Below are 20909 nucleotides of genomic sequence, written 5' to 3'. Positions count from 1 at the left end.
GGGCTGTACCAGATGGATGTGGTGACCGCGATCGAAGGCGGCCTGGTCGTGAGCTGCCAGGCCCCCGAGGGCCACCCCCTCCGCGATCCGCGCACCATCGCGCTGCTGGCCCGCTGCGCCGAACTGGGCGGCGCGGCCGGGCTGCGGGTGAACGGCGCGGAGGACGTCCGGGCGGTCAAGGCCGTCACACACCTGCCCCTCATCGGACTCGCCAAGGTCCCCCGCCCTCATGTCCGTCCGCTGATCACGCCGTCCTTCGCTCTGTGCGAGGACCTGGTGCGGGCCGGCGCCGACATGGTCGCCCTGGAGGTGACGGCCGAGGCCGAACCGGCGGCCGGTGACCTGGCGGCCCTGGTCGAACGGGTACGAGAGGAGCTGGGAGTGCCCGTCATGGCCGACGTGTCGACCACGGAGGAGGGCCTGCGAGCCTGGAACCGAGGCGCCTCCCTGATCTCCACCACGCTCTCCGGCTACACCCCGTACACCACCCCCGCCCCTTCCCCCCACCCGAGAGCCGCCACCGCCCCCGGTTTCTCCCCCACCCTCAGGGCCGGTTCCGCGCCTGGGGCGGGGCTCGTGCACGAGCCCGATCTCGACCTGGTCGGCGAGCTCGCCGCCCTCGGGGTCCGTACGGTCGCCGAAGGCCGGCTGCGTACGGACGTCCACGTGGCGGAGGCGTTCGCCCGCGGCGCATGGTCGGTCGTGATCGGCGCCGCCATCACCGACCCCCTGGCCATCACCCGCCACCTCACCGCGTCCACCCCCAAGGGAGGCCCCCGGTGACCCCATCCGCCCCCGCTCCACAACGCCCCACGGACGGCACCCCGGTCGTGCTCGGCATCGACATCGGCGGCACCAAGACCGCCGCCGCCCTCATCCCGACCTCCCCCAAGACAGAACCCCACCTCCTCACCTCACCCCCGGCCTCCGGCGAAGCGGAGATCCACCTCCCCGGCCGCGTTCCGACGCCTGCCGAAGGCGGCGCGACGGCGGTGCTGGCCGCCGCGCTGGACCTGGCCGCGGACCGCCTCGCCCAGGCCCGTGCCGCCGGCATGAAGGTCATCGCCTGCGGAGTCGGCAGCGCGGGGACGATCGACGACAAGGGCGTGGTCACGCACGCCACCGACGCCCTGCCCGGCTGGCGGGGCACCGACCTGGCCACCGCCTTCACCGACCGGCTCGGCCTGCCGGTCACGGTGCTCAACGACGTCCACGCCTGGGCGCTCGGCGAGGCCCGTCACGGCGCGGCCAGGGGCAGCCGCCTGGCCCTGGTCCTCACGATCGGCACCGGCATCGGCGGCGCCCTCGTACGTGACGGCGAACTGCTACGTGGCCGCAACGGCATGACGGGCTCCCTCGGCCACATCCCGGCCGTCCTGCCCCCGGGTGCGGACGCCGACCGCCTGTGCCCCTGCGGCGCGACCGGCCACCTGGAGGCGTACGCGTCGGGCCCGGCGATCCTGTCCACCTACCGCACCCGCGGCGGCACAGCCACCAACCTCGAATCCCTGCTCATCCCCGCGCCCCCGGGGCACGCCGCACGGACCTTCTCCGGTTCCACCGACCTACCAGGCTCGCCCGAGACGACCGGTCAGCGGGACGCCACCGACCCTCTGGCCCGCGAGGTGATCCGCGAGGCCGCCCTCATCCTCGGCAGATCGATCGCCTCCGCCGCCACTCTCCTCGACCCTGACGTGATCGTCCTGGGCGGCGGCGTCACCGGCCTCGGCGACCTCCTGACCGTCCCACTGGTCGAGACCGTCCGCCGGTACGCGCCGCGCGGCCTCGGCTCCGTCCCCATCCGGCTCTCCACCCTGGGCCCGCACGGAGCCGTCCTGGGCGCCGCCTCGGCCGCCATACCCTGACCGCCCACCGGCTCGCCGACAGCGGCGTGCGCAGGAGGTCTCAGTCGTGGGGTGGGAGGTGGAGCCAGATGTCGGGAGGGCCCAGGACGGGGCGGGCGTCGGTGAGTCGGAGCCCCGCGTACGCGCAGCAGTACGCCACAGCCTCCCCCTGGTACAGGAAGGCGGTCAGCACCTCGTCCGACGAGCTGTCCGGCGACACCAGGCCGCCGCCCGGGTACGCGTCCCGCTCCTCGACGACCCCGTGCCGCGAGCCGAACCCCAGGTTGCCGCTCTTCGGATCGGCGAACATCGCGTAGCAGACGGTCCCGGCCGACAGGCGGTTGATCACGTCGGCGCTCGTCACCTCGTGCCCCCGGCGCTGGCTGACCACGCACCCGCCCGGCACGTCGGTGGCGCCCACGAGACCGGCCCTCTCCCCCGGGTAAGGCCCGTCGAGGACCCCGTCGATCCCGGCCCCTTCGGCCACCGTCGCACCCAGCCGCCGCGCGGCCTCCGCCGCGGTGACGCCCGCGACGCACACCAGCCCCAGCCCTTCGTACTCGAAGTCGCCCAGGGCCTCGATCAGCCGCTCGGCCTCCACGACGGCCGCGTTCTCCGCCTCCGACAGCGAGGGCTTGTCGCGCGGGAAGGGGAAGAACAGCCCGGGGTTGGGGCCGGCCAGGCTGAGCCGGCCGGGCGACCAGCCGCCCGTCATCGGCCGCCAAGGATCGGCCCCGGCGGCGACCAGGGCGAGCGCGTTGTCCCTGCGGTGGGCGAACACGGCACGCCAGAGAGCGCTGCGCCCCTCGTACGGGGTGTCCACGTCGCCGACGCGGCGGGCCAGCTCGGCGACCACGTCGGGCGAGCCGTACTCGGCCGCGAGGTGCAGCGGCGGCCCTTCGTGCCACAGGTCGGCATGCGGGTCGGCGCCGGAGTCGAGCCGGGCGCGGATCTCGCCCAGATCGGACCAGTCATCCCAGCTCAGGCCCACCCATCCGGCTTCCTTGGTGACAACCACGACACTCCCCCAGAGGCAGCTTATCGAACACCAGTGCGAGCATATCGCCGGTTCGACACCGGACAAGCCTCGGCGGCCCCGCCCGCCACGCACGCGCACCCGCCGCGCGGGGCGGACCGGCGAGCGCTCGCAAGCCTCTGAACATGGACAACGGCCGCACCCGAGGGCCCGGCGACCAGACAAACCCTAAGCGCAGCGTCGCCGCACCCCGACCACGAGTGACACAATCCTTCCCTTTCGGCGGTACACCCCTGTCTCCACGGGCGCGTCTCCTCCCGTCCGGACCTTCCGCCCCTGGAGTCACCTCATGCGTACGAGCCCGAGCACGGCCAGGATCGTCACCACCGCGGCCGCCCTGTTACCCCTCACCCTCACCCTGAGCGCTCCGGCCCAGGCGGCCGCCGGGATCCCCGGAGGCACTGTCGACGTCCGGGTCGTCAAGATCGTGGACGGCGACACCGTCGACGTCATGCGCGGCGCCACGAAGGTCCGCGTACAGCTGCTGGGGGTGGACACGCCGGAGCGCGGCCGGTGCTGGTCCAAGGCGGCGACCGCCCGGACGGCGGCCCTCCTGCCACCCGGGACGACGGCCCGCCTGCTCACCGGCAGGACCGACCGCATCGGCCGGCTGCCCCTCCACGTCTGGAGCGCCAAGGGCGTGCACGTCAACCGCAACCTGATCCGCTACGGCTACGGCAAGGCCGTCCCGTCCAAGCCGGCCGACAAGTACACGACCCTCTTCCGCACCGAACAGGCGAAGGCCAAGGCGGACAAGCTGCGGATCTGGTCCGGCAGGTGCGACACCACCAGCTCCACACCCACCCCGTCCCCCACCCCGTCCCCCACCCTGACGGCTCCGCCCGCCGGGACCGACCCACGCTTCCGCACCTGCGCCGAGGCGAACGCCGCCGGCTACGGCCCGTACCGCCGGGGCGTCGACCCCGAGTACGCCTGGTACCAGGACCGCGACGGCGACGGAGTCGTCTGCGAACGGTGACCGCACGGCCGGGCGGCAAGGCGGGTGTACGGACCGGCTTGCCAACACATCACGAATTCGGGTTAACATCGCCATATGGCGATTGATTCTGAGGGTGGCCGGTGTGTCAGCACCGACATCGCCGCCGGCATCTCCCCCGCGGCCGCGCTCTTCCACTCCCTGGCCGACGAGACCCGGCTGCGCATCGTCCAGCGCCTGGCCCGCGGCGAGGCCCGTGTGGTGGACCTGACCACCGAGCTCGGGCTGGCCCAGTCCACGGTGTCCAAGCACCTGGCCTGCCTGCGCGACTGCGACCTGATCGACTACCGCGCCGAAGGCCGCCAGTCGTTCTACTCTCTGACCCGGCCCGAGCTGATGGACCTGCTCGCCTCCGCCGAGCAATTGCTGGCCGCCACCGGCCACGCCGTCTCCCTTCGCACCGGACAGGCTGCGGGGGAGGCGGTGTCGTGAGCTCCCTCGACCTCGCCGCCACGGCGCGGCGGACGGTCCTGCGGCGTCGCATCCGGCTGCTGGTCGCGGCGACCATCACCTACAACGTGATCGAAGCGGTGGTGGCCATCACCGCCGGGACCGTGGCCTCCTCCGCCGCGCTGATCGGGTTCGGGCTCGACTCGGTGGTGGAGGTCGCCTCGGCCGCCGCGGTGGCCTGGCAGTTCTCCGCCGCCGACCACGAACGCCGCGAGAGGGCCGCGTTGCGGGTCATCGCGATCTCCTTCTTCGCGCTGGCCGCCTACGTCACCGTCGACGCCGTCCGCGCCCTGCTCGGCGCCGGGGAGGCCGAGCACTCCACCCCGGGCCTGGTGCTGGCCGCCCTGTCGCTGGTGGTCATGCCGTTCCTGTCCCACGCGCAGCGCCGCGCGGGCCGCGAGCTCGGCTCCGCCTCGGCGGTGGCCGACTCCAAGCAGACGTTGCTGTGCACGTACCTGTCCGGCGTGCTGCTGGTGGGCCTGGCGCTCAACAGCGCCTTCGGCTGGTCCTGGGCCGACCCGATCGCCGCGCTGGTGATCGCGGCCGTCGCGGTCAAGGAAGGCCGTGAGGCGTGGCGCGGCGACACCTGCTGCGCCGTCCCGGCGACCTCGGCCCCGGCGGCCTCTGTTCCGGCCGGCTCGGCCCCGGCGGCGTCTGTCCCGGCGGCCGTCAGCGGCGCCGAGGGGCGGGGCGACGGCTGTGGCGGTTGTGCTCCCGAATGTTCCTGCTGCTCGTCGTCCGGAGGGGGCCGCGCCTCCTGACCGAGGCGCCGGACCGATTTCCAGAAGGGAAAGGCGAGGTCGTGAACACGGTCCTGGTCATGGCCGTCATGGTGGCCGCGACGTTCGCCACCGCGGTGCTGTCGGCCGTGGCCGGGTTCGGCGGCGGGGTGCTGCTGCTGCCGGTGTTCGTCGCGGTCCTGGGCACCCGGGACGCGGTCGCGGTGCTGACCGTCACACAGCTGGCCGGCAACGGCAGCCGGGTGTGGTTCAACCGGGCCGAGGTGGACCGGCGTCTGGTGGGCGTCTTCGCGACCGGCGCGGTCCCCGCCGCCGTGGCCGGGGCGCTGGTGTTCGCCGCCGCCCCGCTGGAGGCGCTGACCCGCGTCATCGGGGTGTTCCTGCTGGTCATGGTGGTCTGGCGACGTCGGCGGCCGCATGGCGTCCGGCTGGACGACGCGGCGTTCGCGGCCGTGGGAGCCGCGTCCGGGTTCGGATCGGCGCTGGTCGGCTCCATGGGGCCGATGGTCGCCCCGTTCTTCCTGGCCCGGGGTCTGTTGCGCGGCGCGTACATCGGCACCGAGGCCGCGGCCGCCGTGGTGATGCACCTGACCAAGCTGATCGTCTTCGGCGCGGCCTCCGTGCTCACCACGACCGGCGCCGCCACCGGGCTGGCCCTGGCGCCGGCGAGCGCGGCCGGCGCGTGGGCGGGCAAGAAGATCGTCGAGCGATTGCCCGCCGGGGCCTTCGTGGTGGCGGTCGAGGCGGGGCTGATCGCCTCCGGGCTGGTGCTCGTCATCACCGGAGGCTGACGCCTGCCTCGGCACCCCCGGTGACTCGACGGGATCAGGCCGTCGGCCCCAGGGGCTCAGCCGCGCGATCGGGCGTTGAGCCGGGCGGCCTGGCGGGTGAGGTGGTCGCGTTCGGGAAGGCTGGGCGCCGACCGGGCGGCCTCGGCGTAGAGCCGGGCCGCGGTGACCGGGTCGCCGTCGCGCTCGTGCAGGTACGCCGCGACGGCGGCGTACCTGGGCAGGGCGGGGTCGAGGTCCGCCAGGGCGGCCAGACCGGCGCGCGGACCGTCGGCCTCGCCGACGGCGACGGCCCGGTTGAGGCGGGCCACGGGGTTGCCGGTCAGGCGCACCAGCTCGTCGTACCACTCGACGATCTGCACCCAGTCGGTCTCCTCGGCCGTCGGGGCGTCGGCGTGCAGCGCGGCGATGGCGGCCTGGGCCTGGAACTCGCCCAGCCGGTCGCGGGCGAGGGCCGCCTGGAGCACGTCGACGCCCTCGGCGATCAGGCGGGTGTTCCACAGGGCGCGGTCCTGCCCGGCGAGGGGCACCAGCCGTCCGTCGGGCGCGGTGCGCGCCGGACGCCGGGCGTGGTGCAGCAGCATGAGCGCGAGCAGGCCAGCGACCTCCTCATGCTTGATCCGCGCCGCGAGCCTGCGGGTGAGCCGGATCGCCTCGCCGGCGAGGTCGACGTCGCCGGAGTAGCCCTCGTTGAAGACCAGGTACAGCACGCGCAGGACGGTGGCGACGTCGCCGGGCTGGTTGAACCGCACGCCCGAGACCATGCGCTTGGCCCGGCTGATCCGCTGGGCCATGGTCGCCTCGGGCACGAGGTAGGCCTGCGCGATCTGGCGCGTGGTCAGGCCGCCGACCGCGCGCAGCGTGAGCGCGACGGCCGAGGCCGGCGTCAGGGACGGGTGCGCGCACAGGAAGTACAGCTGGAGCGTGTCGTCCACCGCCTCGGCCGGGCCGGGCGGGGGCTCGCTCTCGACGCGGGTCTCGCGTTGCCGTCGCGAGGCGTCGGCGCGGGCGACGTCGAGGAACTTGCGCCAGCCGACGGTGACCAGCCAGCCCTTGGGGTCGTGGGGCGGGTCGTCCGGCCAGACGCGTACGGCCTCGGCCAAGGCCTCCTGCACGGCGTCCTCGGCCGACGCGAAGTCCGCTCCGCGACGGACGAGGACACCGATCACCGCGGGCACCAGCTCCCGCAGCAGCGACTCGTTCACTCGATCACCGAGGGACGCTCGACCAGGAACGGGCGCAGTTCGAGCCACTCGTGGATCGGCTTCCCCCCCGCCCCCGGCGCCGCCGACAGCTCGCCGGCCAGCTCCACCGCCCGCTCGTGGCTCTCGACGTCGATCACCATCCAGCCGGCGATCAGGTCCTTGGTCTCGGCGAACGGGCCGTCGGTGACCGGCGGCCGTCCCTCGCCGTCATAGCGGACGAACGTGCCCTCCGGGGAGAGCGCCTGACTGTCGACGAACTCGCCGGTCTCCTCCAGCCGGGCGGCGAAGTCGCGCATGTACTGCAGGTGCGCCGAGACCTCCTCCGGCGTCCACTGGTCCATCGGCGCGTCGTTGACCGACGCCGGCGCGCCCCGGTAGTGCTTGAGCAGCAGGTACTTGGCCATCAGCGTTCTCCTTCGAGCTGTACGGTCCAGTGTGGCCCGTGTTCCGCTGCTGGGACGGAGCCGGACTCCGGTTCTCGACATCCCGCCGCGAAGAAATTTTCAGCGGACCTCCTGTCCGCCGGCGGTCCCACACGTAACGGACATACGGTTTGATATCGGGATGGAATTGACGAAGGACTTCACGCCGGAACAGTTCGAGCAGGGCTTGGAGTCCTGGCGCTGGATCGGGCTGGAGGGCAAGGTACCGGTGCTCGCGTCCCTGTTCGGGGACGTCATCCTCCAGGCGGCGGACGGCTTCTGGTGGCTCGACGCGATGCAGGGCAGCCTCACCCGATCCTGGGAGGACGCCGACGCGCTGCTGGCGGAGCTGAGCACCGTCGACGGCCGGGAGCACTACCTGCTGGCGAGCCTCGCGCAGGCGGCCGAGCAGCGAGGTCTGACTCCGGCCGCCGGACAGGTGTACGACTTCACGCGCCCGCCGGTTCTCGGAGGCGAGGTGGACGTGGACAACCTGGGAGTGATCGACTTCGTCGTCGGGCTCAACATCGCCGGCCAGATCCACGAGCAGGTACGCTCCCTGCCTCCCGGCTCGCCCGTCAGCGAGATCACGACGAGCTGAGCCCGCCGGCGGCAGGGCTCGCCACCCGGGGCCACGCCGACCGCTCGGAACGCCTCCTCAGGCGATGCCGGTCGTCGTCCAGCGACGGAGTTTGTCGGGGTTGCGGACCACCCAGATGTTCTTGATCCGGTCGTCCGCGACCTCGAACGCGAACACCGTCACGACGACGCCGTCCTGCCGGGCCACCAGGCCGGGCTGGCCGTTGACCGCGCATTCGAGGAACGTCATGTCGTCGGGCCGCAGGCGGGCGATCTCGACCCAGGCGCGGGCGATCTGCTCGCCTCCTTCGATGGGGTGCGGGAAGGTGACGGCCAGGCCGCCGCCGTCGGCGATCGCCTTGGCGTCGGGGTCGAGCAGGCCGATCAGCGCGTCGATGTCCTTGGCCTCCCATGCCTGCTTGAAGTCCCTGACGACGCCGGCGGACCGGGCGGCCGGGGTCGTCAGTGAAGGCCGCGAGGCCCGGACACGGCGACGGGCCGAGGAGGCAAGCTGGCGGCACGCCGCCGGGGAACGGCCGACGATCTCGGCCACTTCGGCGAAGGAGTGGCAGAAGACGTCGTGCAGGACGAACGCGACCCGTTCGGCCGGGGTCATCGACTCCAGCACGACCATGAAGGCCAGGCTGACCGACTCGTCCAGGGTGACCCGGTCGGCGGGGTCGGTGACGGCGCCGTCGGGGAGCGGCTCGGGGATCCACTCGCCCACGTAGGTCTCCCGCCGGGCTCGTGCCGAGCCGAGCACGTTGAGGCAGACGCGACTGGCGACCGTCGTCAGCCAGGCGCCGGGCGACCTGATGGCGTCCTGTTCCTCCCTGGACATGGCGTACCAGCGGGTGTAGGTCTCCTGGACGGCGTCCTCGGCCTCGGCCAGCGAGCCCAGCAGCCGGTAGGCGAGGTTGGTCAGGTGACGCCGCTCGCTCATGATCGCGTCCAGGCTCGGCTCCGGCTCGGATCGGGTGGTCATGGCGCCTTCGCTCCCTGGGTCGTGGTTGTACTCACCCCTTCGACAAGACGGCGGACCGAAATGTGAGGCGACGCATCGTCCTCACATTCCTCAGGGCTGCGTTGTCGAACCGCTGAGAACCCACCCATCATCCAGCGAACAGGAAGCGCAGGGACATCATGACCATCTCCATCACGGAAACCCCCTTCGCCGACGCGGCGTCCTCGGAGCGCCTGGAGCGGGCGGCCGCCGCGCTGACCGCGCACGGCTTCACCGTCGAGATCCTCGACGACGCCGCCGCCGCGCGTGCCCGGGTCAGGGAGCTGATCCCCGCCGGAGCCGGCGTGTTCACCGGGGCCAGCGAGACCCTCCGCCTGTCCGGCATCGAGGAGGACCTCAACGCCAGCACCCGGTACGAGGCCGTCAAGCCGCGCACCCTGGCCATGGACCGCAGCACCCAGGCGGACGAGATCCGGCGGCTGCGCGCCAGCCCCGACGTCGCCGTGGGCAGCGTCCACGCGGTCACCGAGACCGGTTCCATCGTGATCGCCTCGGGCAGCGGCAGCCAGTTGCCCGGCTACGCCGGCGGCGCCGCCCGTGCGATCTGGGTCGTCGGGGCGCAGAAGGTGGTGCCCGACCTGAGCACCGCGCTGCGCCGCGTCGAAGAGCACTGCCTGCCGCTGGAGAACGCCCGCGCCCTGGCGGTCTACGGGTCGCCCAGCGCCGTCAACCGCCTGCTCATCCTCCACGCCGAGTACCAGCCCGGACGCGGCACCGTCCTGCTGCTCCGCCAGCCCATCGGATTCTGACCCGCCGCCGGGCCGGAACCCATCGGCTTGACCTTGACGCTGCGTCAACTTCTAGCATCCGGGCCATGTCCATCAACCTTCTTGACACCTACTCCGCCATGCGGCGGATTCTGCTGGCCCCCGTCGCGGAGCGCGCCGGTCTGCTGCGTTCGATGCTGGAGCCCAACAGCGGCATGTACCGCTACCAGCCCGGCGAGATCGACCTGGTGGCCATCCACCGCGAGACGTCCGGGTTCCCCATCGACCGGGACGAGGAGCGCTGCCTCGACGCGCTGGAGACCCTGGCGGCGGCCGGAGCCTGGGAGCGGATGCGGCGGGCGCTCGACGACGCTCTCGCCGTGCTGCTGGAGGCGACGCCGGGGTTCGAGGCCCCGGACATCACCGTGCTGTTCGTCCTCGGCGATCCGGCCGACCAGCACTTCATGGGTCCCTGCCTGGGAGTGACCGGGTTCGGCGGCATCTCGGGCAACATCGCCATCACGTTGTGGCCCTTCCCCGAGAACGTGGAGCGGCTGGAGGCCACCGTCGTGCACGAGCTCCACCACAACCTGAGGTTCAGCCCCGGCGGCGTGGTGTGGGACCCGATGACCGTCACCGTCGGCGAGCACATCGTCTCCGAGGGCCTGGCCGACGCCTTCGCCCGCAGCCTCTACGGCGACGAGCTCGGCCACGCCCGCCTCGGCGTGCCGCACCTGAAGGACGACGCCGTCTTCGACAAGGTGCTCACCGGGCTCGACGTGACGGGCATGCAGAACTTCACCGCCTGGGTGCACGGCGACCCCAGCGCCGAGCGCTTCGGCCTCACCCCGGTGGGCCTGCCGATGGGCGCCGGATACGCCGCGGGCAACCGCCTGGTCGACGCCTACCTGGCGGCGACCGGGCGGAGCGCGGTGCAGGCCCTGCACGCCGACAGCTCGGAGGTCATCGCGGCCACGCTCGGCCGCGGGTGACACTGGAGGGATGGAATGGACGATCCAGGAACTCGCGGTCAGGGCCGGCGTCACCAGCCGCACCCTGCGGCACTACGACAGCTTCGGGCTCCTGGCCCCGTCCCGGGTCGGCGCGAACGGGTACCGCTACTACGACTCCACCTCGGTCGTCCGGTTGCAGCGGATCCTGCTGATGCGCCGGCTCGGCATGGGTCTGCCGGCCATCGCCGAGGTCCTGGCCGACGAGGTCAACGTGTGCGACGGGCTCCGTGCCCACATCACCGCGCTGGAGGAGGAACGGGACCGCGTCGAACGGCAGATCCGCTCCGCGCGCGACACGCTCGACGCCCTGCGCGCGGGGACGGAACCGCGGCAGGACGTCATGCTGGCCGGGTTCAACGACCCCTACAAGGACGAGGTGATCTCGCGCTGGGGCGAGCGCGTGTTCCGGGTGAGCAACGACTGGTGGCACGGCAAGACACTCGACCAGCAGCGGGCCTGGAAGCAGGCCGCCGAGGACCTGGTCGCCGCCTGGGTCGCCGCGGCGCGGTCGGGGATCTCGCCGACCTCGGAACCCGCCCAGACGATGGCCGCCCGGCACGTCCGGTGGCTGAGCCGGATCCCCGGCACACCCACGGCCGACGGCGACCGGGAGCGCTCGATCGAGATGGTGACCTGCCTGGGCGACATGTACGTCGACGACCCCCGCTTCGCCACCATGTACGACGACGCCGACGGCGCGCGGTTCGTCCGGGACGCGCTCCAGGCGTACGCGCGGACCCGGATGTGACCCACGCCGGCCGCCGGAAGGGCCGCGGGCACCCCTCGCATCTCCGGACGGACCGGGTGATGATCGGGCCATGCGGGCCTTATTCCTGTGGCTGTTCGCGGCGCTGGTCGTGGTCTCGGCGTGCGGCGACACCCCGAAGAAGGACGACGCCCCCAAGAACCCGGCGCTGCGGGCCGAGCTGCTGACGATGCTCAAGGCGGACCAGGAGCAGCGCACCCTGGAGGCCGGCCAGGAGGACTGGGACCGGGTCGAGAAGGCCAACACCGAGCGCATCCGGCAGATCCTCGACGCGTACGGCTGGCAGGGGTTCGAGCTGGTCGGCAAGGACGGCGCGCGGGCGGCGTGGGCGCTCGTCCAGCACGCCGACCGCGACCTGCCCCTGCAGCGCCGGGGCCTGGAGATGATGCGGCGGGCGGTGGACGACGGCGACGCCGACCCGTCCGACCTGGCCTACCTGGTGGACCGGGTACGGGTGGCCGAGCACAGACCCCAGGTGTACGGGACGCAGTGGGAGACCACCCCCGAGGGCCGCTGGCGCCCCCGCACCCCGATCGAGGACGAGGCGCGGGTGGACGAACGGCGCGCGGCGGCGGGGCTCAAGCCGCTGAAGGAGTACCTGAAGGAGCTCCGGTCGGCGAAGTGAGCCCCGCGCCTTCCGGCGTCCTCAGAAGTAGCGGGACGTCAGGTCCGTCGTGGGCCAGGAGGAGACGCTGACCTTGTTCATGTCGTCGTCGATCGTGTCGAAGTCGAGCGACCCGGTCTCCTCCCTGCGGTTGAACACGACCGCGTAGCTGAAGCCGTTCTGCAGCCGGGCCAGGTAGGAGAACGTGCCGGGCATCGAGCCGTCGTGCCAGGTGTTGAGGTGGCCGGTGACCTGGCGCACCCACCAGCCGCCGCCGTACCAGGACCCGTACTGGTTGACGCCGATCTCCGGCTTGGCGAACAGCTTGGCGATCGAGGCCGAGGTCAGCACCGTGCCGGGCTTGTCGAAGGCGAGCGTCCAGCGGACCAGGTCGACGGCGGAGGCGAGCCAGCCGCCGTTGGCGTCCTGGTTGGGCATGTTGAAGCCGCCGTACTGGTAGGGGACGACGGTGCCGGAGGTGTCCACCACGGACTTGTTCGTGTACTGCGACTCGTAGGCGACCTCGCCGGGCGCGGCCTCGTTCCTGAGGCTGAGGCCGAGCCGCATGCGGGTGATGCCGAGCGGCTTGAGCAGCTTGGTCTTGACGTACGACTCGTACGACATGCCGGAGACCTTCTCGATGACGCGTCCCAGCAGCAGGTAGCCGTAGTTGCTGTAGACCATCTTGGCGCCGGGGTCGAAGTCGAGCCGCCGGGCGGTGGCGTACTTGATGATGTCGGCGTGGCTGATCGGCAGCGGCACGTCGAGCGCCGCCGAGATGGTGTGGTCCAGCCAGAGCTGGTCCTTGGAGACGTCGCGGTCCCAGCCGCCGAGGTGCTGCATGAGGCGCAGTACGGTGACCTGTCCCATGCGGGTGTCGAGCGGGGTGAGCCCGAGGAGCTGGGTGACCTTGGCCGACAGGCTGAGCTTGCCGTCCTGCACCAGGCGCATGATCGCGGCGGAGGTGATGTTCTTGCTCAGGCTGGCGATCCGGAACAACGACGTCGGCGACACCGTCGGCAGGGCCCTGGAGAAGTCGTTGTAGCGGTAGCCCCGGGCCAGGACGATCTTGCCGCTCTTCATGATGGCGAGCTGCGCGGCGGTGATCCGCCGGTCCAGCACGAACTTCTTCACCACGTTGTCGAACCCGGCCAGCGAGGCGGGGGCGATCCCCGACATCTCGACCCCGGGCATCGGCCTCGCCGCCCGCGCGGCCGTTCCGGGCGCGAGGACCGCGGCCGGTACCGCGATTGCGCCCGCTTTGAGAAGGTTTCGCCGGGACAGCAGCGTCACGTCAGGCCCCCAAGTCACATCCGTAGCAATAGGCCACGTATCTTACGGATGTTTCGGTCATCCTTGACAAGAACCTGCCAGATCGCCCAGCGAACACGGGCGGCCCGGCGACCTCGGCCGCCGGGCGGAGAACCGGGAAGGCTAGGCCCGCGTCATGGTCGACTGGTAGCCGCCGCCGGGCCACTCCCAGGCGCCGGCGTTGGTGTTGCCGTCCTCGCTGAACTTGCCGACGAAGCGGGCGGGCGAGCCCTGGTCGCCGTACCAGATGGTCAGCGTGTCGCCGCTGACCTCCCAGGTGTACTTCAGGATCTCGGCGCCCTGGCCGAAGAGGTGCGACTTGAGGGTCTTGCTCTCCTCGTCGTAGCCGATGTACTCCACGGCCTTGGTGTCGGCCAGGTCGACGTGCTGGACCAGGAAGTTGCCGCCCTCCAGCCACTCGAAGCGCACGGTGCCGGCGTCGGCCGGCACGCCGTCCTCGACGTTGCTGACCCGCCAGGTGCCGATGAGGACGTCCAGCTGCCGGAGCGCGGGATTGGGGGATTTATCGGTCATTGGTGGTTTCCCTCCGTTTCAGGGTGACAGTGCACGGCTTGGCGCGGCGGGACCAGCGGCCCGATGCCGTCCGGCGAGAGCCGGTGATTCGCGACTGACCTGCGAGGACACCGATCGGCGGCACTCCGGTCGCGCGTCCAGCATCCCTTGGGATCGAGCCGATTGTCCACTGAAAGAGCACGTTGGAAGAAGCCGCGACACGGGCGCCGTGCAATTCTCGGGAGAAATGCTTTCGTGCGGGAATTGTCGCGCGGCAGCGAATAGGCTGGAGGATTTTCATGGATTCGCCGTCGGTCTCACGCAGGCCGACGGCCCGCATCCCCGGCGCCGCTCCCGTCCCCGCCCTCCCTGTTCCGTCGCCGGCCGCTCGCGTGCCCTTCGTCCCGAGCAGGCCGTCCATCCCGATCCCAAGGAGCCGCATGTGAGCCGCCGTGGCTGGGTGCTGTTCGCGCTGATGTCCGTGATCTGGGGCATCCCCTACCTCCTCATCAAGGTCGCGGTCGGCGGCGTGCCGGTGCCCGTGCTGGTCTTCGCGCGTACCGCGATCGGCGCCGCGCTGCTCCTGCCGCTGGCGATCCGCGGCGGGCAGCTCGCGATGGTCCGGCGGTACTGGCGGCCGGTCATCGCGTTCGCCTTCCTGGAGATCCTGGCGCCCTGGTGGCTGCTGTCGGACGCCGAACGCCGGCTGACCAGCTCCACCAGCGGCCTGCTGATCGCCGCGGCCCCCATACTCGGCGTGGCGCTGGCCCGCCTGAGCGGCGGCGGCGAACGGCTCGGCAGGGCCCGCTGGGCCGGGCTGGTGGTCGGGCTGGCCGGCGTCGCCGTGCTGGCCGGGCCGCACCTGAGCGGCGGGGACGCCTGGTCGATGGGCGAGGTGCTGCTGACCGCGCTCTGCTACTCGATCGCGCCGCTCATCGCCGACCGGTACCTGCGTGACCTGCCCACCCTCCCGCTGACCGCCGCCTGCCTCACCCTGGCCGCGCTGGTCTACACGCCCGCCGCGATCTGGACCTGGCCGTCCGCCATGCCCAGCGGGCAGGTGCTGGCGGCGCTGGCCGGGCTGGGCGTGGTCTGCACCGGGCTGGCGTTCGTGGTGTTCGTGGAGCTCATCAAGGAGGCCGGGCCGTCGCGGGCGCTGGTGTCGACGTACATGAACCCGGCGGTGGCGATCGTCGCCGGGGTCCTGATCCTGGACGAGCCGCTGACCGCCCTGATCATCGTCTCGTTCGTGCTGATCCTGGGCGGGTGCGTGCTGGCGACCCGCGCCGAGGAGGAGACGCCCGCCCCCGCGGCCCCGCCGGAGCGGGCGGAAGAACTGGAAGTACGGTCCTGACCCTTTCTCGCTGACAGGAAGCTGCCGGGCGCGGGCAATTAGCTGAAGCCCGCGTTCCCGATACCGAAGTCGCACATCGAACAAAATCATTGGTATCCGGCAACCAAGAAATCGATGGGTGACCTCCGATGACCACAGAATTGCTCCGCGATTTCATCGCGCACACCAAGAGAGAACCGTCCGCGCCGGCGCTGCGCACCCGGACGGAAATCGTCAGCTACGCCGAACTCGCCGCACGGGCCGGACGGGCCCAAAAGGAACTGGACGCCCTTCCGCCGGGCCCGGTCGCGGTGCTCGCCCGCAAATCGCCGCAGGCGGTCGCGCTCGTGCTCGGCTGCCTGGCGGCCGGCCGGCCGCTGCTGCTGCCGCCGATCGACCTCGGCACGGTCGCGCTCGGCGAGCTGTGCGCGCGGGCGGGCTGCGTCGAGGTGCTCGCCGCCACCCCCGAGGACGCCGCCGAGCACCCGGACGTGGTGACCACCGTGATCGGCGGGCACGGCGACGGGCCCGCCGTCCCGCAGCCGGTCGCGGTCGACGAACAGGACACCGCGTTCATGCTGACCACCTCCGGCTCGACCGGCGCGCCGAAGATCGTGCCGCTGCCGGCGGGCGCGGTGGCCCGGTTCACCGGCTGGGCCGGGGAGGCGTTCGGCCTGGGCCCCGGCGAGGTGGTGTTCAACTACGCGCCGCTCAACTTCGACCTGTGCCTGCTGGACGTGTGGGCCACGCTGCGGCACGGCGGATGCGTCGCCCTGGTCGACCCGGCCCTGGCCGCCAACCCGCGCTACGTCACCGACTTCTTCACCGCCGCGCGGGTCACCGTCGTCCAGGGCGTGCCCATGCTGTACCAGCTGCTGGAGGAGGGCGTCTTCCCCGGGGTGCGGCACGTCGTCGTCACCGGCGACCACGCGCCGGTCCCGCTGCGCGCCGGCCTGCCGCGCAGGTTCCCGCGCGCCCGGCTGCACAACGTCTACGGCTGCACCGAGACCAACGACAGCTTCTGGCACGAGTTCGACGCCGCCGAGGCCGCCGGGCCCGGCCCCCTGCCGATCGGCCGGCCGCTGCCCGGAGTCGTCGCCGCCTTCGGCCCGGACCTGGCGCCCGTCCCGCCGGACGACGGCGGCACCGAGCTGCTGGTCTGGACGCCGTTCCAGACCGCCGGGTACGTGACGCCGGACCCGGCGGCGGCGACCGGCCGGTTCGTGACCGGGCCCGACGGCCGCCGCTGGTTCCGCACCGGCGACCTGGTCCGCCGGGACGCCGCCGGCCGGCTGTTCCTCGTCGGCCGGGACGACTTCCAGCTCAAGGTGCGCGGCATCCGGGTCAACCTGGAGCAGATCGAGCGGGTGCTGCTGGAGCACGACGACGTCGTGGAGGCCGCCGTCGTCCCGGCCGTGGACGGGGCCGAGACCCGGCTGACCGCGTTCGTCCGCGGAACCGGGCCGGGGCGGCTGTCGGGGCTGCGCCTGCGTACGCACTGCGCGATGCGGCTGCCGCGGGCCGCGATCCCGTCCGCCATCAGGCTGGTCGAGCAGCCGTTCCCGCGTACCTCGACCGGAAAGGTGGACCGGAAGCGCATCGGCTGACACGCAAAGCCATATTGCGGGCACGCGCATTCTCGGAGATGCCGCCGCGTGCGCGCGCGTGTGATGCTGCCTTTCGTGGACATCACACGCCAGATTAAAGAATTCGTGGTGACCGAGTATCTCCCCGATACTCCGCCCGACGAACTCGAGGCCGACTACGACCTTTTCCGCAACGGGGTCATCAGCAGTCTGGGCCTGTTGAAGCTCATCGGCTGGATCAAGGACAGGTTCGACGTCCCGGTCGACGAGCTCGACATCGCCCCGGAGAACTTCCGGACCGTGGCGGCCATTCGTGAATTCGTCGGAAACGCATTATCAGCACCAGCAGAACGGACACTGCAATGATCATCCGCAAGATTTCTGACGTGACGCCGGTCGAGTGGGGGAACGGCCTGAGCCACCGCTTCCTGGTCGAGCGCGACGGCATGGGCTACTCGCTCACCGACACGATCGTCTGGGCCGGCACCAGCTCCCCCCTCCAGTACCGCAAGCACCTGGAGGCGTGCTACTGCATCAGCGGGCGGGGCGCCGTGATCGACGCCGACGGACGCCACCACGTCCTGGAGCCGGGCACCATGTACGCCCTCGACCAGAACGACCCGCACCACCTGATCGCCGACCCCGGCGAGGACCTGCGGCTGATCTGCGTCTTCTCCCCCGCGCTGCAGGGCGACGAGCGCCACCGGCTGGCTGAGGCTCAGTTCTCCCACTACTGACGGATCTGGTCACCCATGGACGAGTGGAGCGACACACACCGCGAACTCCGGGCCGAGTTCGCGGACTGGTACGAGGTGCTGGGCGAAGGCCACCTGGAAGCCGATCGGGCGGCGGGCCTGCCCGCGGAGAAGTGGGAGCAGGTGCGCGCCTCCGGCCTGCTGCGCCTGCCGTTCGCCCCCGAGTGGGGCGGCCGCGGCCTGGACCTGCTCAGCACCATGTACGTCCTGGAGGGGCTCGGCGAGGGCTGCCGGGACGGCGGGCTGTGCTTCTCGCTCTGCACGCAGATCGTGAGCGCCGGGATCCCGCTGCAACGCTTCGGCAGCCCCGAGCTGAAGGCCCGCCACCTGCCCGGCATCTGCGACGGGACGACGATCACCGCGCACGCGATCACCGACCCCGGGGGCGGGTCCGACGTGCTGGGCATGGGCATGACCGCCAAACAGGACGGCGACGACTGGATCCTCGACGGCGACAAGGTGCTCGTCACGAACGGCCCGGTCGCCGACCTGTTCGTGGTCTACGCGGTGACCGACCGGGACCTGGGCCCCTTCGGCCTGACCGCCTTCCTGGTCGAGAAGGACACCCCGGGCCTGCTGACCGGCCCGGACGTGCCCAAGATGGGGTTGCGCACGTCGCCGCTCGGGGAGCTGACCTTCCGCGACTGCCGCGTCCCGGCCGGGAACGTGGTGGGCCGGCCCGGCATGGGGTTCACCGTGCTGGAGCACGTGATGCGGTGGGAGATCCTCTGCTCCTTCATCGTCCAGGTCGGCGCGATGCGGCACCGGCTGGACCGCTGCGTCGAGCACGCCTCCCGGCGCCGCCAGTTCGGCCGTCCGATCGGTTCGTTCCAGCTGGTCGCCGGGCGGATCGTGGACATGAAGATCGACGTGGAGACCGCGCGGCGCTGGCTGTACGACGCCGCGCGCGGCTTCGTGGCCGGCCGGGACGTCGCCACCGACGTCGCGATCGCCAAGGTGGTGGCCAGCGAGGCGAACGTCAGGTCGGCGCTGGCCGCGATCCAGATCTTCGGCGGCAGCGGCTACCTGACCGGGACCGGGCTGGAGAAGGACCTCCGGGACGCGGTCGGCGGCACCATCTACTCCGGCACCTCGGAGATGCAACGGATCCGCATCGCCCGGATGCTCGGCCTCAAGGAGTCACACACATGACCGCTGACCTGGCCCCCACGAAATTCCTCGACGCCGGCCACCCCGTGGTGCGCGAGTTCGCCGAACGGGCCGTCGAAGGCGCCACCACCCCCACCGAGCAGGCCGTGCGCCTGTACTACAAGGTGCGGGACGACATCCTGTACGACGTCTACGACATCGACATGTCCCGCGACGGCCTGCGGGCCAGCACGATCATCGCCCGCGGCAGCGGCTTCTGCCTGCACAAGTCGGTCGTGTACGCCGCCGCCGCCCGTTCCCTCGGCATCCCGTCCCGGCTGGTGTTCGCCGACGTGCGCAACCACCTGGCCTCCGGGCGGCTCAAGGAGCTCGTCGGCGGCGACGTGTTCCGCTTCCACGGCCTGGTCTCCGTCCAGCTCGAAGGCCGCTGGGTGAAGGCCACCCCCGTGTTCAACAAGCTGCTCTGCCGGCTGTACCGCCTGAAGCCCCTGGAGTTCGACGGCGCCGCCGACAGCGTCTACCACCCGCACGACGAGTCGGGCCGGCGCCACATGGAGTTCCTGCACTGGCACGGCGAGTTCGACGACTTCCCCTACGAGCTGGTCCTGGAGGGGTTCCGGACCGCCCACCCCGGGCTGCTGGGCGGCCGGGACCAGACCGTGCAGGGCTCGCTGGCCGCGGAAGCGGGCGTCTGACACCCATCGACGAAGTCCCCTTGAGAGGTATCCGTTGAACGAGCGCGTCAAATACACCCTGAACGAGGACGACATCCCGTACACGTGGCTGAACATCGCCGCGGACTTCGGCGAGCCGGCCCCCATCCTCGACCCGGCCACCGGCGCGGCGATCAGCCGCGCCGAGCTGTGCAGGACGATCGCCGAACCGCTGGTGGACCAGGAGCTCAGCACCGAGCCGGAGTTCGAGATCCCCGGCCCGGTCCGCGACATCTACCGCCAGTGGCGGCCGACCCCGCTCTACCGGGCCCGCCGCCTCGAACGCGCCCTCGACACCCCCGCCCGCATCTACTACAAGTACGAGGGCGTCTCGCCGGTCGGCAGCCTCAAGCCCAACTCGGCGGTGCCGCAGGCGTACTACAACAAGCAGGTCGGCAAGACCGGGCTGGTCACCGAGACCGGCGCGGGCCAGTGGGGCAGCTCGATCGCCTCGGCCGCGGCGATGTTCGGGCTGAGCGCGCAGGTGTTCATGGTGGGCGTCAGCTACCGGCAGAAGCCGTACCGCAGGGCTCTGATGGAGGCGTACGGCGCGGTCTGCAACTCCAGCCCCAGCCCGCTGACCGCGGCCGGCAGGGCCGTGCTGGCCGAGGACCCCGACCACCCCGGCAGCCTCGGGATCGCCAAGTCCGAGGCGCTGGAGGTCGCCTACGCCAACCCCGAGCTGGGCTACACGCGCGGCAGCTCGCTCAACCACGTGTGCGCGCACCAGACCGTCATCGGCCAGGAGGCGATGCTCCAGATGGAGCTCGCCGAGGACTATCCCGACATCGTGGTCGGCCCCTGCGGCGGCGGCAGCACGCTGGCCGGGATGTGCTTCCCGTTCCTGCGCGACAAGCTCCGCCGCGGCCGCGACATCCGGCTCATCGCCGCCGAACCGGTCGCCTGCCCCACCCTGACGCGTGGCCGCATCGCCTACGACCACTCCGACGCGGCCCGGCTCACCCCGCTGTCGCGGATGCACACGCTGGGCCACAGGTTCGTGCCGCCGCCCGTGCACGCCGGCGGGCTGCGCGCCCACGACATCTCGCCGCTGATCAGCCGGGCCGTCGAGAACGGGCTGATGGAGGCGGTCGCGATGCGGCAGAACGACTGCTTCGAGGCGGGCGTGCTGTTCGCCCGCGAGGAGGGCATCGTGCCCGCCCCCGAGTCCGCGCACGCGGTGCGCGCCGCCATCGACGAGGCGCTGCGCTGCCGCGAGGAGGGCCGCTCGAAGGCGATCCTGATCGCCCTGTCCGGGCACGGCCACTTCGACCTGGCCGCCTACGAGAAGTACCAGGCCGGGCTGCTCCCCGACGACGAGCCGACCGACGAGGACCTCGAACACGGGCTGTCGAGCATCCCCGACCTCGCCCGCGCCTGACCGGATCGCGAACCGCGGCCTGCCTCCTTCAG

General features: G+C 71.9%; 24 protein-coding genes. 18 read left to right on the top strand and 6 right to left on the bottom strand.

Features of this window, described 5'->3' with window-relative positions:
- The first annotated feature begins 12 nt into the window (after nucleotides 1-12).
- Together ACIA8R_RS37315 and ACIA8R_RS37310 are read left to right on the top strand one after the other, a co-directional pair.
- Nucleotides 13-783 carry an N-acetylmannosamine-6-phosphate 2-epimerase gene (locus tag ACIA8R_RS37315; protein WP_397042356.1) on the top strand — a complete coding sequence of 257 codons (771 nt, stop codon included), beginning with the start codon at nucleotides 13-15 and terminating at the stop codon, nucleotides 781-783.
- The gene (locus ACIA8R_RS37310) at nucleotides 780-1865 is read left to right on the top strand and encodes an ROK family protein (protein WP_397042355.1); all 1086 of its coding nucleotides are present in this window, start codon (nucleotides 780-782) and stop codon (nucleotides 1863-1865) included. Before ACIA8R_RS37315 ends, ACIA8R_RS37310 begins: the two co-directional genes overlap by 4 nt.
- A gap of 40 nt (nucleotides 1866-1905) precedes the next feature.
- Here ACIA8R_RS37310 and ACIA8R_RS37305 read toward each other — a convergent pair whose 3' ends face one another.
- Nucleotides 1906-2862 carry an ankyrin repeat domain-containing protein gene (locus ACIA8R_RS37305; protein ID WP_364090482.1) on the bottom strand — a complete coding sequence of 319 codons (957 nt, stop codon included), beginning with the start codon at nucleotides 2860-2862 and terminating at the stop codon, nucleotides 1906-1908.
- A 307-nt stretch (nucleotides 2863-3169) separates the two neighbouring features.
- On the opposite strand from ACIA8R_RS37305, the gene ACIA8R_RS37300 reads away from it, so the two are divergent.
- The 4 genes from ACIA8R_RS37300 to ACIA8R_RS37285 all read left to right on the top strand — a co-directional run bounded on the left by ACIA8R_RS37300 (nucleotide 3170) and on the right by ACIA8R_RS37285 (nucleotide 5858).
- Entirely contained in the window at nucleotides 3170-3859 is a 690-nt protein-coding gene (locus ACIA8R_RS37300; protein ID WP_397042354.1) for a thermonuclease family protein, read from the top strand.
- A gap of 75 nt (nucleotides 3860-3934) precedes the next feature.
- Nucleotides 3935-4309 (top strand): metalloregulator ArsR/SmtB family transcription factor, encoded by a 375-nt coding sequence (locus tag ACIA8R_RS37295; protein ID WP_357698380.1) that lies wholly within the window; start codon nucleotides 3935-3937, stop codon nucleotides 4307-4309.
- Nucleotides 4306-5088, top strand: a complete 783-nt coding sequence (locus tag ACIA8R_RS37290) for a cation transporter (RefSeq protein WP_364090488.1) — start codon at nucleotides 4306-4308, stop codon at nucleotides 5086-5088. Before ACIA8R_RS37295 ends, ACIA8R_RS37290 begins: the two co-directional genes overlap by 4 nt.
- A gap of 41 nt (nucleotides 5089-5129) precedes the next feature.
- Nucleotides 5130-5858: a sulfite exporter TauE/SafE family protein gene (locus ACIA8R_RS37285; RefSeq protein WP_364090491.1), complete on the top strand. Its 729-nt coding sequence runs from the start codon at nucleotides 5130-5132 to the stop codon at nucleotides 5856-5858.
- A 56-nt stretch (nucleotides 5859-5914) separates the two neighbouring features.
- On the opposite strand, the gene ACIA8R_RS37280 is transcribed toward ACIA8R_RS37285, so the two are convergent.
- The gene (locus ACIA8R_RS37280) at nucleotides 5915-7060 is read right to left on the bottom strand and encodes an RNA polymerase sigma factor (protein WP_397042353.1); all 1146 of its coding nucleotides are present in this window, start codon (nucleotides 7058-7060) and stop codon (nucleotides 5915-5917) included.
- The gene (locus tag ACIA8R_RS37275) at nucleotides 7057-7464 is read right to left on the bottom strand and encodes a YciI family protein (protein ID WP_357698388.1); all 408 of its coding nucleotides are present in this window, start codon (nucleotides 7462-7464) and stop codon (nucleotides 7057-7059) included. Before ACIA8R_RS37275 ends, ACIA8R_RS37280 begins: the two co-directional genes overlap by 4 nt.
- A 160-nt stretch (nucleotides 7465-7624) precedes the next feature.
- Between ACIA8R_RS37275 and ACIA8R_RS37270 the strand changes: the two genes are divergently transcribed.
- A complete protein-coding gene (locus ACIA8R_RS37270; RefSeq protein WP_364090497.1) occupies nucleotides 7625-8083 on the top strand; it encodes a T6SS immunity protein Tdi1 domain-containing protein in 459 nt (152 codons plus the stop codon).
- Nucleotides 8084-8140: 57 nt separating this feature from the next.
- Here ACIA8R_RS37270 and sigJ read toward each other — a convergent pair whose 3' ends face one another.
- Entirely contained in the window at nucleotides 8141-9046 is a 906-nt protein-coding gene (gene sigJ / locus ACIA8R_RS37265; protein ID WP_357698390.1) for an RNA polymerase sigma factor SigJ, read from the bottom strand.
- 158 nt (nucleotides 9047-9204) lie between these two features.
- Here sigJ and ACIA8R_RS37260 point away from each other — a divergent pair, with 158 nt between their 5' ends.
- The 4 genes from ACIA8R_RS37260 (at nucleotide 9205) to ACIA8R_RS37245 (ending at nucleotide 12196) form a co-directional block, all read left to right on the top strand.
- Entirely contained in the window at nucleotides 9205-9834 is a 630-nt protein-coding gene (locus tag ACIA8R_RS37260; protein WP_397042352.1) for an LUD domain-containing protein, read from the top strand.
- Nucleotides 9835-9899: 65 nt separating this feature from the next.
- Entirely contained in the window at nucleotides 9900-10784 is an 885-nt protein-coding gene (locus ACIA8R_RS37255; RefSeq protein ID WP_397042351.1) for a DUF2268 domain-containing protein, read from the top strand.
- A gap of 10 nt (nucleotides 10785-10794) precedes the next feature.
- A complete protein-coding gene (locus ACIA8R_RS37250; protein WP_397042350.1) occupies nucleotides 10795-11553 on the top strand; it encodes a MerR family transcriptional regulator in 759 nt (252 codons plus the stop codon).
- A 70-nt stretch (nucleotides 11554-11623) separates the two neighbouring features.
- A complete protein-coding gene (locus tag ACIA8R_RS37245; protein ID WP_397042349.1) occupies nucleotides 11624-12196 on the top strand; it encodes a DUF6624 domain-containing protein in 573 nt (190 codons plus the stop codon).
- A 21-nt stretch (nucleotides 12197-12217) separates the two neighbouring features.
- On the opposite strand, the gene ACIA8R_RS37240 is transcribed toward ACIA8R_RS37245, so the two are convergent.
- Nucleotides 12218-13369, bottom strand: a complete 1152-nt coding sequence (locus ACIA8R_RS37240) for a serine hydrolase domain-containing protein (RefSeq protein WP_357698399.1) — start codon at nucleotides 13367-13369, stop codon at nucleotides 12218-12220.
- A 240-nt stretch (nucleotides 13370-13609) separates the two neighbouring features.
- Entirely contained in the window at nucleotides 13610-14020 is a 411-nt protein-coding gene (locus ACIA8R_RS37235; protein WP_357698400.1) for a hypothetical protein, read from the bottom strand.
- Between the two features lie 421 nt (nucleotides 14021-14441).
- On the opposite strand from ACIA8R_RS37235, the gene ACIA8R_RS37230 reads away from it, so the two are divergent.
- The 7 genes from ACIA8R_RS37230 (at nucleotide 14442) to ACIA8R_RS37200 (ending at nucleotide 20877) form a co-directional block, all read left to right on the top strand.
- Nucleotides 14442-15353 (top strand): DMT family transporter, encoded by a 912-nt coding sequence (locus ACIA8R_RS37230; RefSeq protein WP_397042348.1) that lies wholly within the window; start codon nucleotides 14442-14444, stop codon nucleotides 15351-15353.
- Between the two features lie 128 nt (nucleotides 15354-15481).
- Nucleotides 15482-16939 (top strand): AMP-binding protein, encoded by a 1458-nt coding sequence (locus ACIA8R_RS37225; RefSeq protein WP_397042347.1) that lies wholly within the window; start codon nucleotides 15482-15484, stop codon nucleotides 16937-16939.
- Between the two features lie 75 nt (nucleotides 16940-17014).
- Nucleotides 17015-17284, top strand: a complete 270-nt coding sequence (locus ACIA8R_RS37220; protein WP_357698405.1) for an acyl carrier protein — start codon at nucleotides 17015-17017, stop codon at nucleotides 17282-17284.
- Nucleotides 17281-17655 (top strand): ectoine synthase, encoded by a 375-nt coding sequence (locus tag ACIA8R_RS37215; RefSeq protein WP_357698407.1) that lies wholly within the window; start codon nucleotides 17281-17283, stop codon nucleotides 17653-17655. Before ACIA8R_RS37220 ends, ACIA8R_RS37215 begins: the two co-directional genes overlap by 4 nt.
- Before the next feature lie 15 nt (nucleotides 17656-17670).
- The gene (locus tag ACIA8R_RS37210; protein ID WP_357698408.1) at nucleotides 17671-18825 is read left to right on the top strand and encodes an acyl-CoA dehydrogenase family protein; all 1155 of its coding nucleotides are present in this window, start codon (nucleotides 17671-17673) and stop codon (nucleotides 18823-18825) included.
- The gene (locus ACIA8R_RS37205) at nucleotides 18822-19478 is read left to right on the top strand and encodes a transglutaminase family protein (RefSeq protein WP_357698410.1); all 657 of its coding nucleotides are present in this window, start codon (nucleotides 18822-18824) and stop codon (nucleotides 19476-19478) included. The genes ACIA8R_RS37210 and ACIA8R_RS37205 overlap by 4 nt, the downstream gene beginning before the upstream one ends.
- Nucleotides 19479-19512: 34 nt before the next feature.
- Entirely contained in the window at nucleotides 19513-20877 is a 1365-nt protein-coding gene (locus ACIA8R_RS37200; RefSeq protein WP_357698412.1) for a TrpB-like pyridoxal phosphate-dependent enzyme, read from the top strand.
- The last annotated feature ends 32 nt before the right edge of the window (nucleotides 20878-20909 follow it).

The sequence above is a fragment of the Nonomuraea sp. NPDC051191 genome, assembly GCF_044455665.1.
Taxonomy (GTDB): Bacteria; Actinomycetota; Actinomycetes; order Streptosporangiales; family Streptosporangiaceae; genus Nonomuraea.
The sequence above is the reverse complement of the archived record's forward strand: the minus strand, read 5'-3'. Positions and strand labels throughout refer to the sequence as shown.

Bases quoted from the DNA above. Each gene is read 5' to 3' on its own strand.
- ACIA8R_RS37205 (WP_357698410.1), top strand. From the start codon at position 18,822: ATGACCGCTGACCTGGCCCCCACGAAATTCCTCGACGCCGGCCACCCC.
- ACIA8R_RS37245 (WP_397042349.1), top strand. From the start codon at position 11,624: ATGCGGGCCTTATTCCTGTGGCTGTTCGCGGCGCTGGTCGTGGTCTCG.
- sigJ (WP_357698390.1), bottom strand. From the start codon at position 9,046: ATGACCACCCGATCCGAGCCGGAGCCGAGCCTGGACGCGATCATGAGC.
- ACIA8R_RS37250 (WP_397042350.1), top strand. From the start codon at position 10,795: ATGGAATGGACGATCCAGGAACTCGCGGTCAGGGCCGGCGTCACCAGC.
- ACIA8R_RS37260 (WP_397042352.1), top strand. From the start codon at position 9,205: ATGACCATCTCCATCACGGAAACCCCCTTCGCCGACGCGGCGTCCTCG.
- ACIA8R_RS37255 (WP_397042351.1), top strand. From the start codon at position 9,900: ATGTCCATCAACCTTCTTGACACCTACTCCGCCATGCGGCGGATTCTG.
- ACIA8R_RS37295 (WP_357698380.1), top strand. From the start codon at position 3,935: ATGGCGATTGATTCTGAGGGTGGCCGGTGTGTCAGCACCGACATCGCC.
- ACIA8R_RS37300 (WP_397042354.1), top strand. From the start codon at position 3,170: ATGCGTACGAGCCCGAGCACGGCCAGGATCGTCACCACCGCGGCCGCC.
- ACIA8R_RS37210 (WP_357698408.1), top strand. From the start codon at position 17,671: ATGGACGAGTGGAGCGACACACACCGCGAACTCCGGGCCGAGTTCGCG.
- ACIA8R_RS37315 (WP_397042356.1), top strand. From the start codon at position 13: ATGGATGTGGTGACCGCGATCGAAGGCGGCCTGGTCGTGAGCTGCCAG.
- ACIA8R_RS37215 (WP_357698407.1), top strand. From the start codon at position 17,281: ATGATCATCCGCAAGATTTCTGACGTGACGCCGGTCGAGTGGGGGAAC.
- ACIA8R_RS37240 (WP_357698399.1), bottom strand. From the start codon at position 13,369: ATGCCCGGGGTCGAGATGTCGGGGATCGCCCCCGCCTCGCTGGCCGGG.
- ACIA8R_RS37275 (WP_357698388.1), bottom strand. From the start codon at position 7,464: ATGGCCAAGTACCTGCTGCTCAAGCACTACCGGGGCGCGCCGGCGTCG.
- ACIA8R_RS37235 (WP_357698400.1), bottom strand. From the start codon at position 14,020: ATGACCGATAAATCCCCCAATCCCGCGCTCCGGCAGCTGGACGTCCTC.
- ACIA8R_RS37225 (WP_397042347.1), top strand. From the start codon at position 15,482: ATGACCACAGAATTGCTCCGCGATTTCATCGCGCACACCAAGAGAGAA.
- ACIA8R_RS37270 (WP_364090497.1), top strand. From the start codon at position 7,625: ATGGAATTGACGAAGGACTTCACGCCGGAACAGTTCGAGCAGGGCTTG.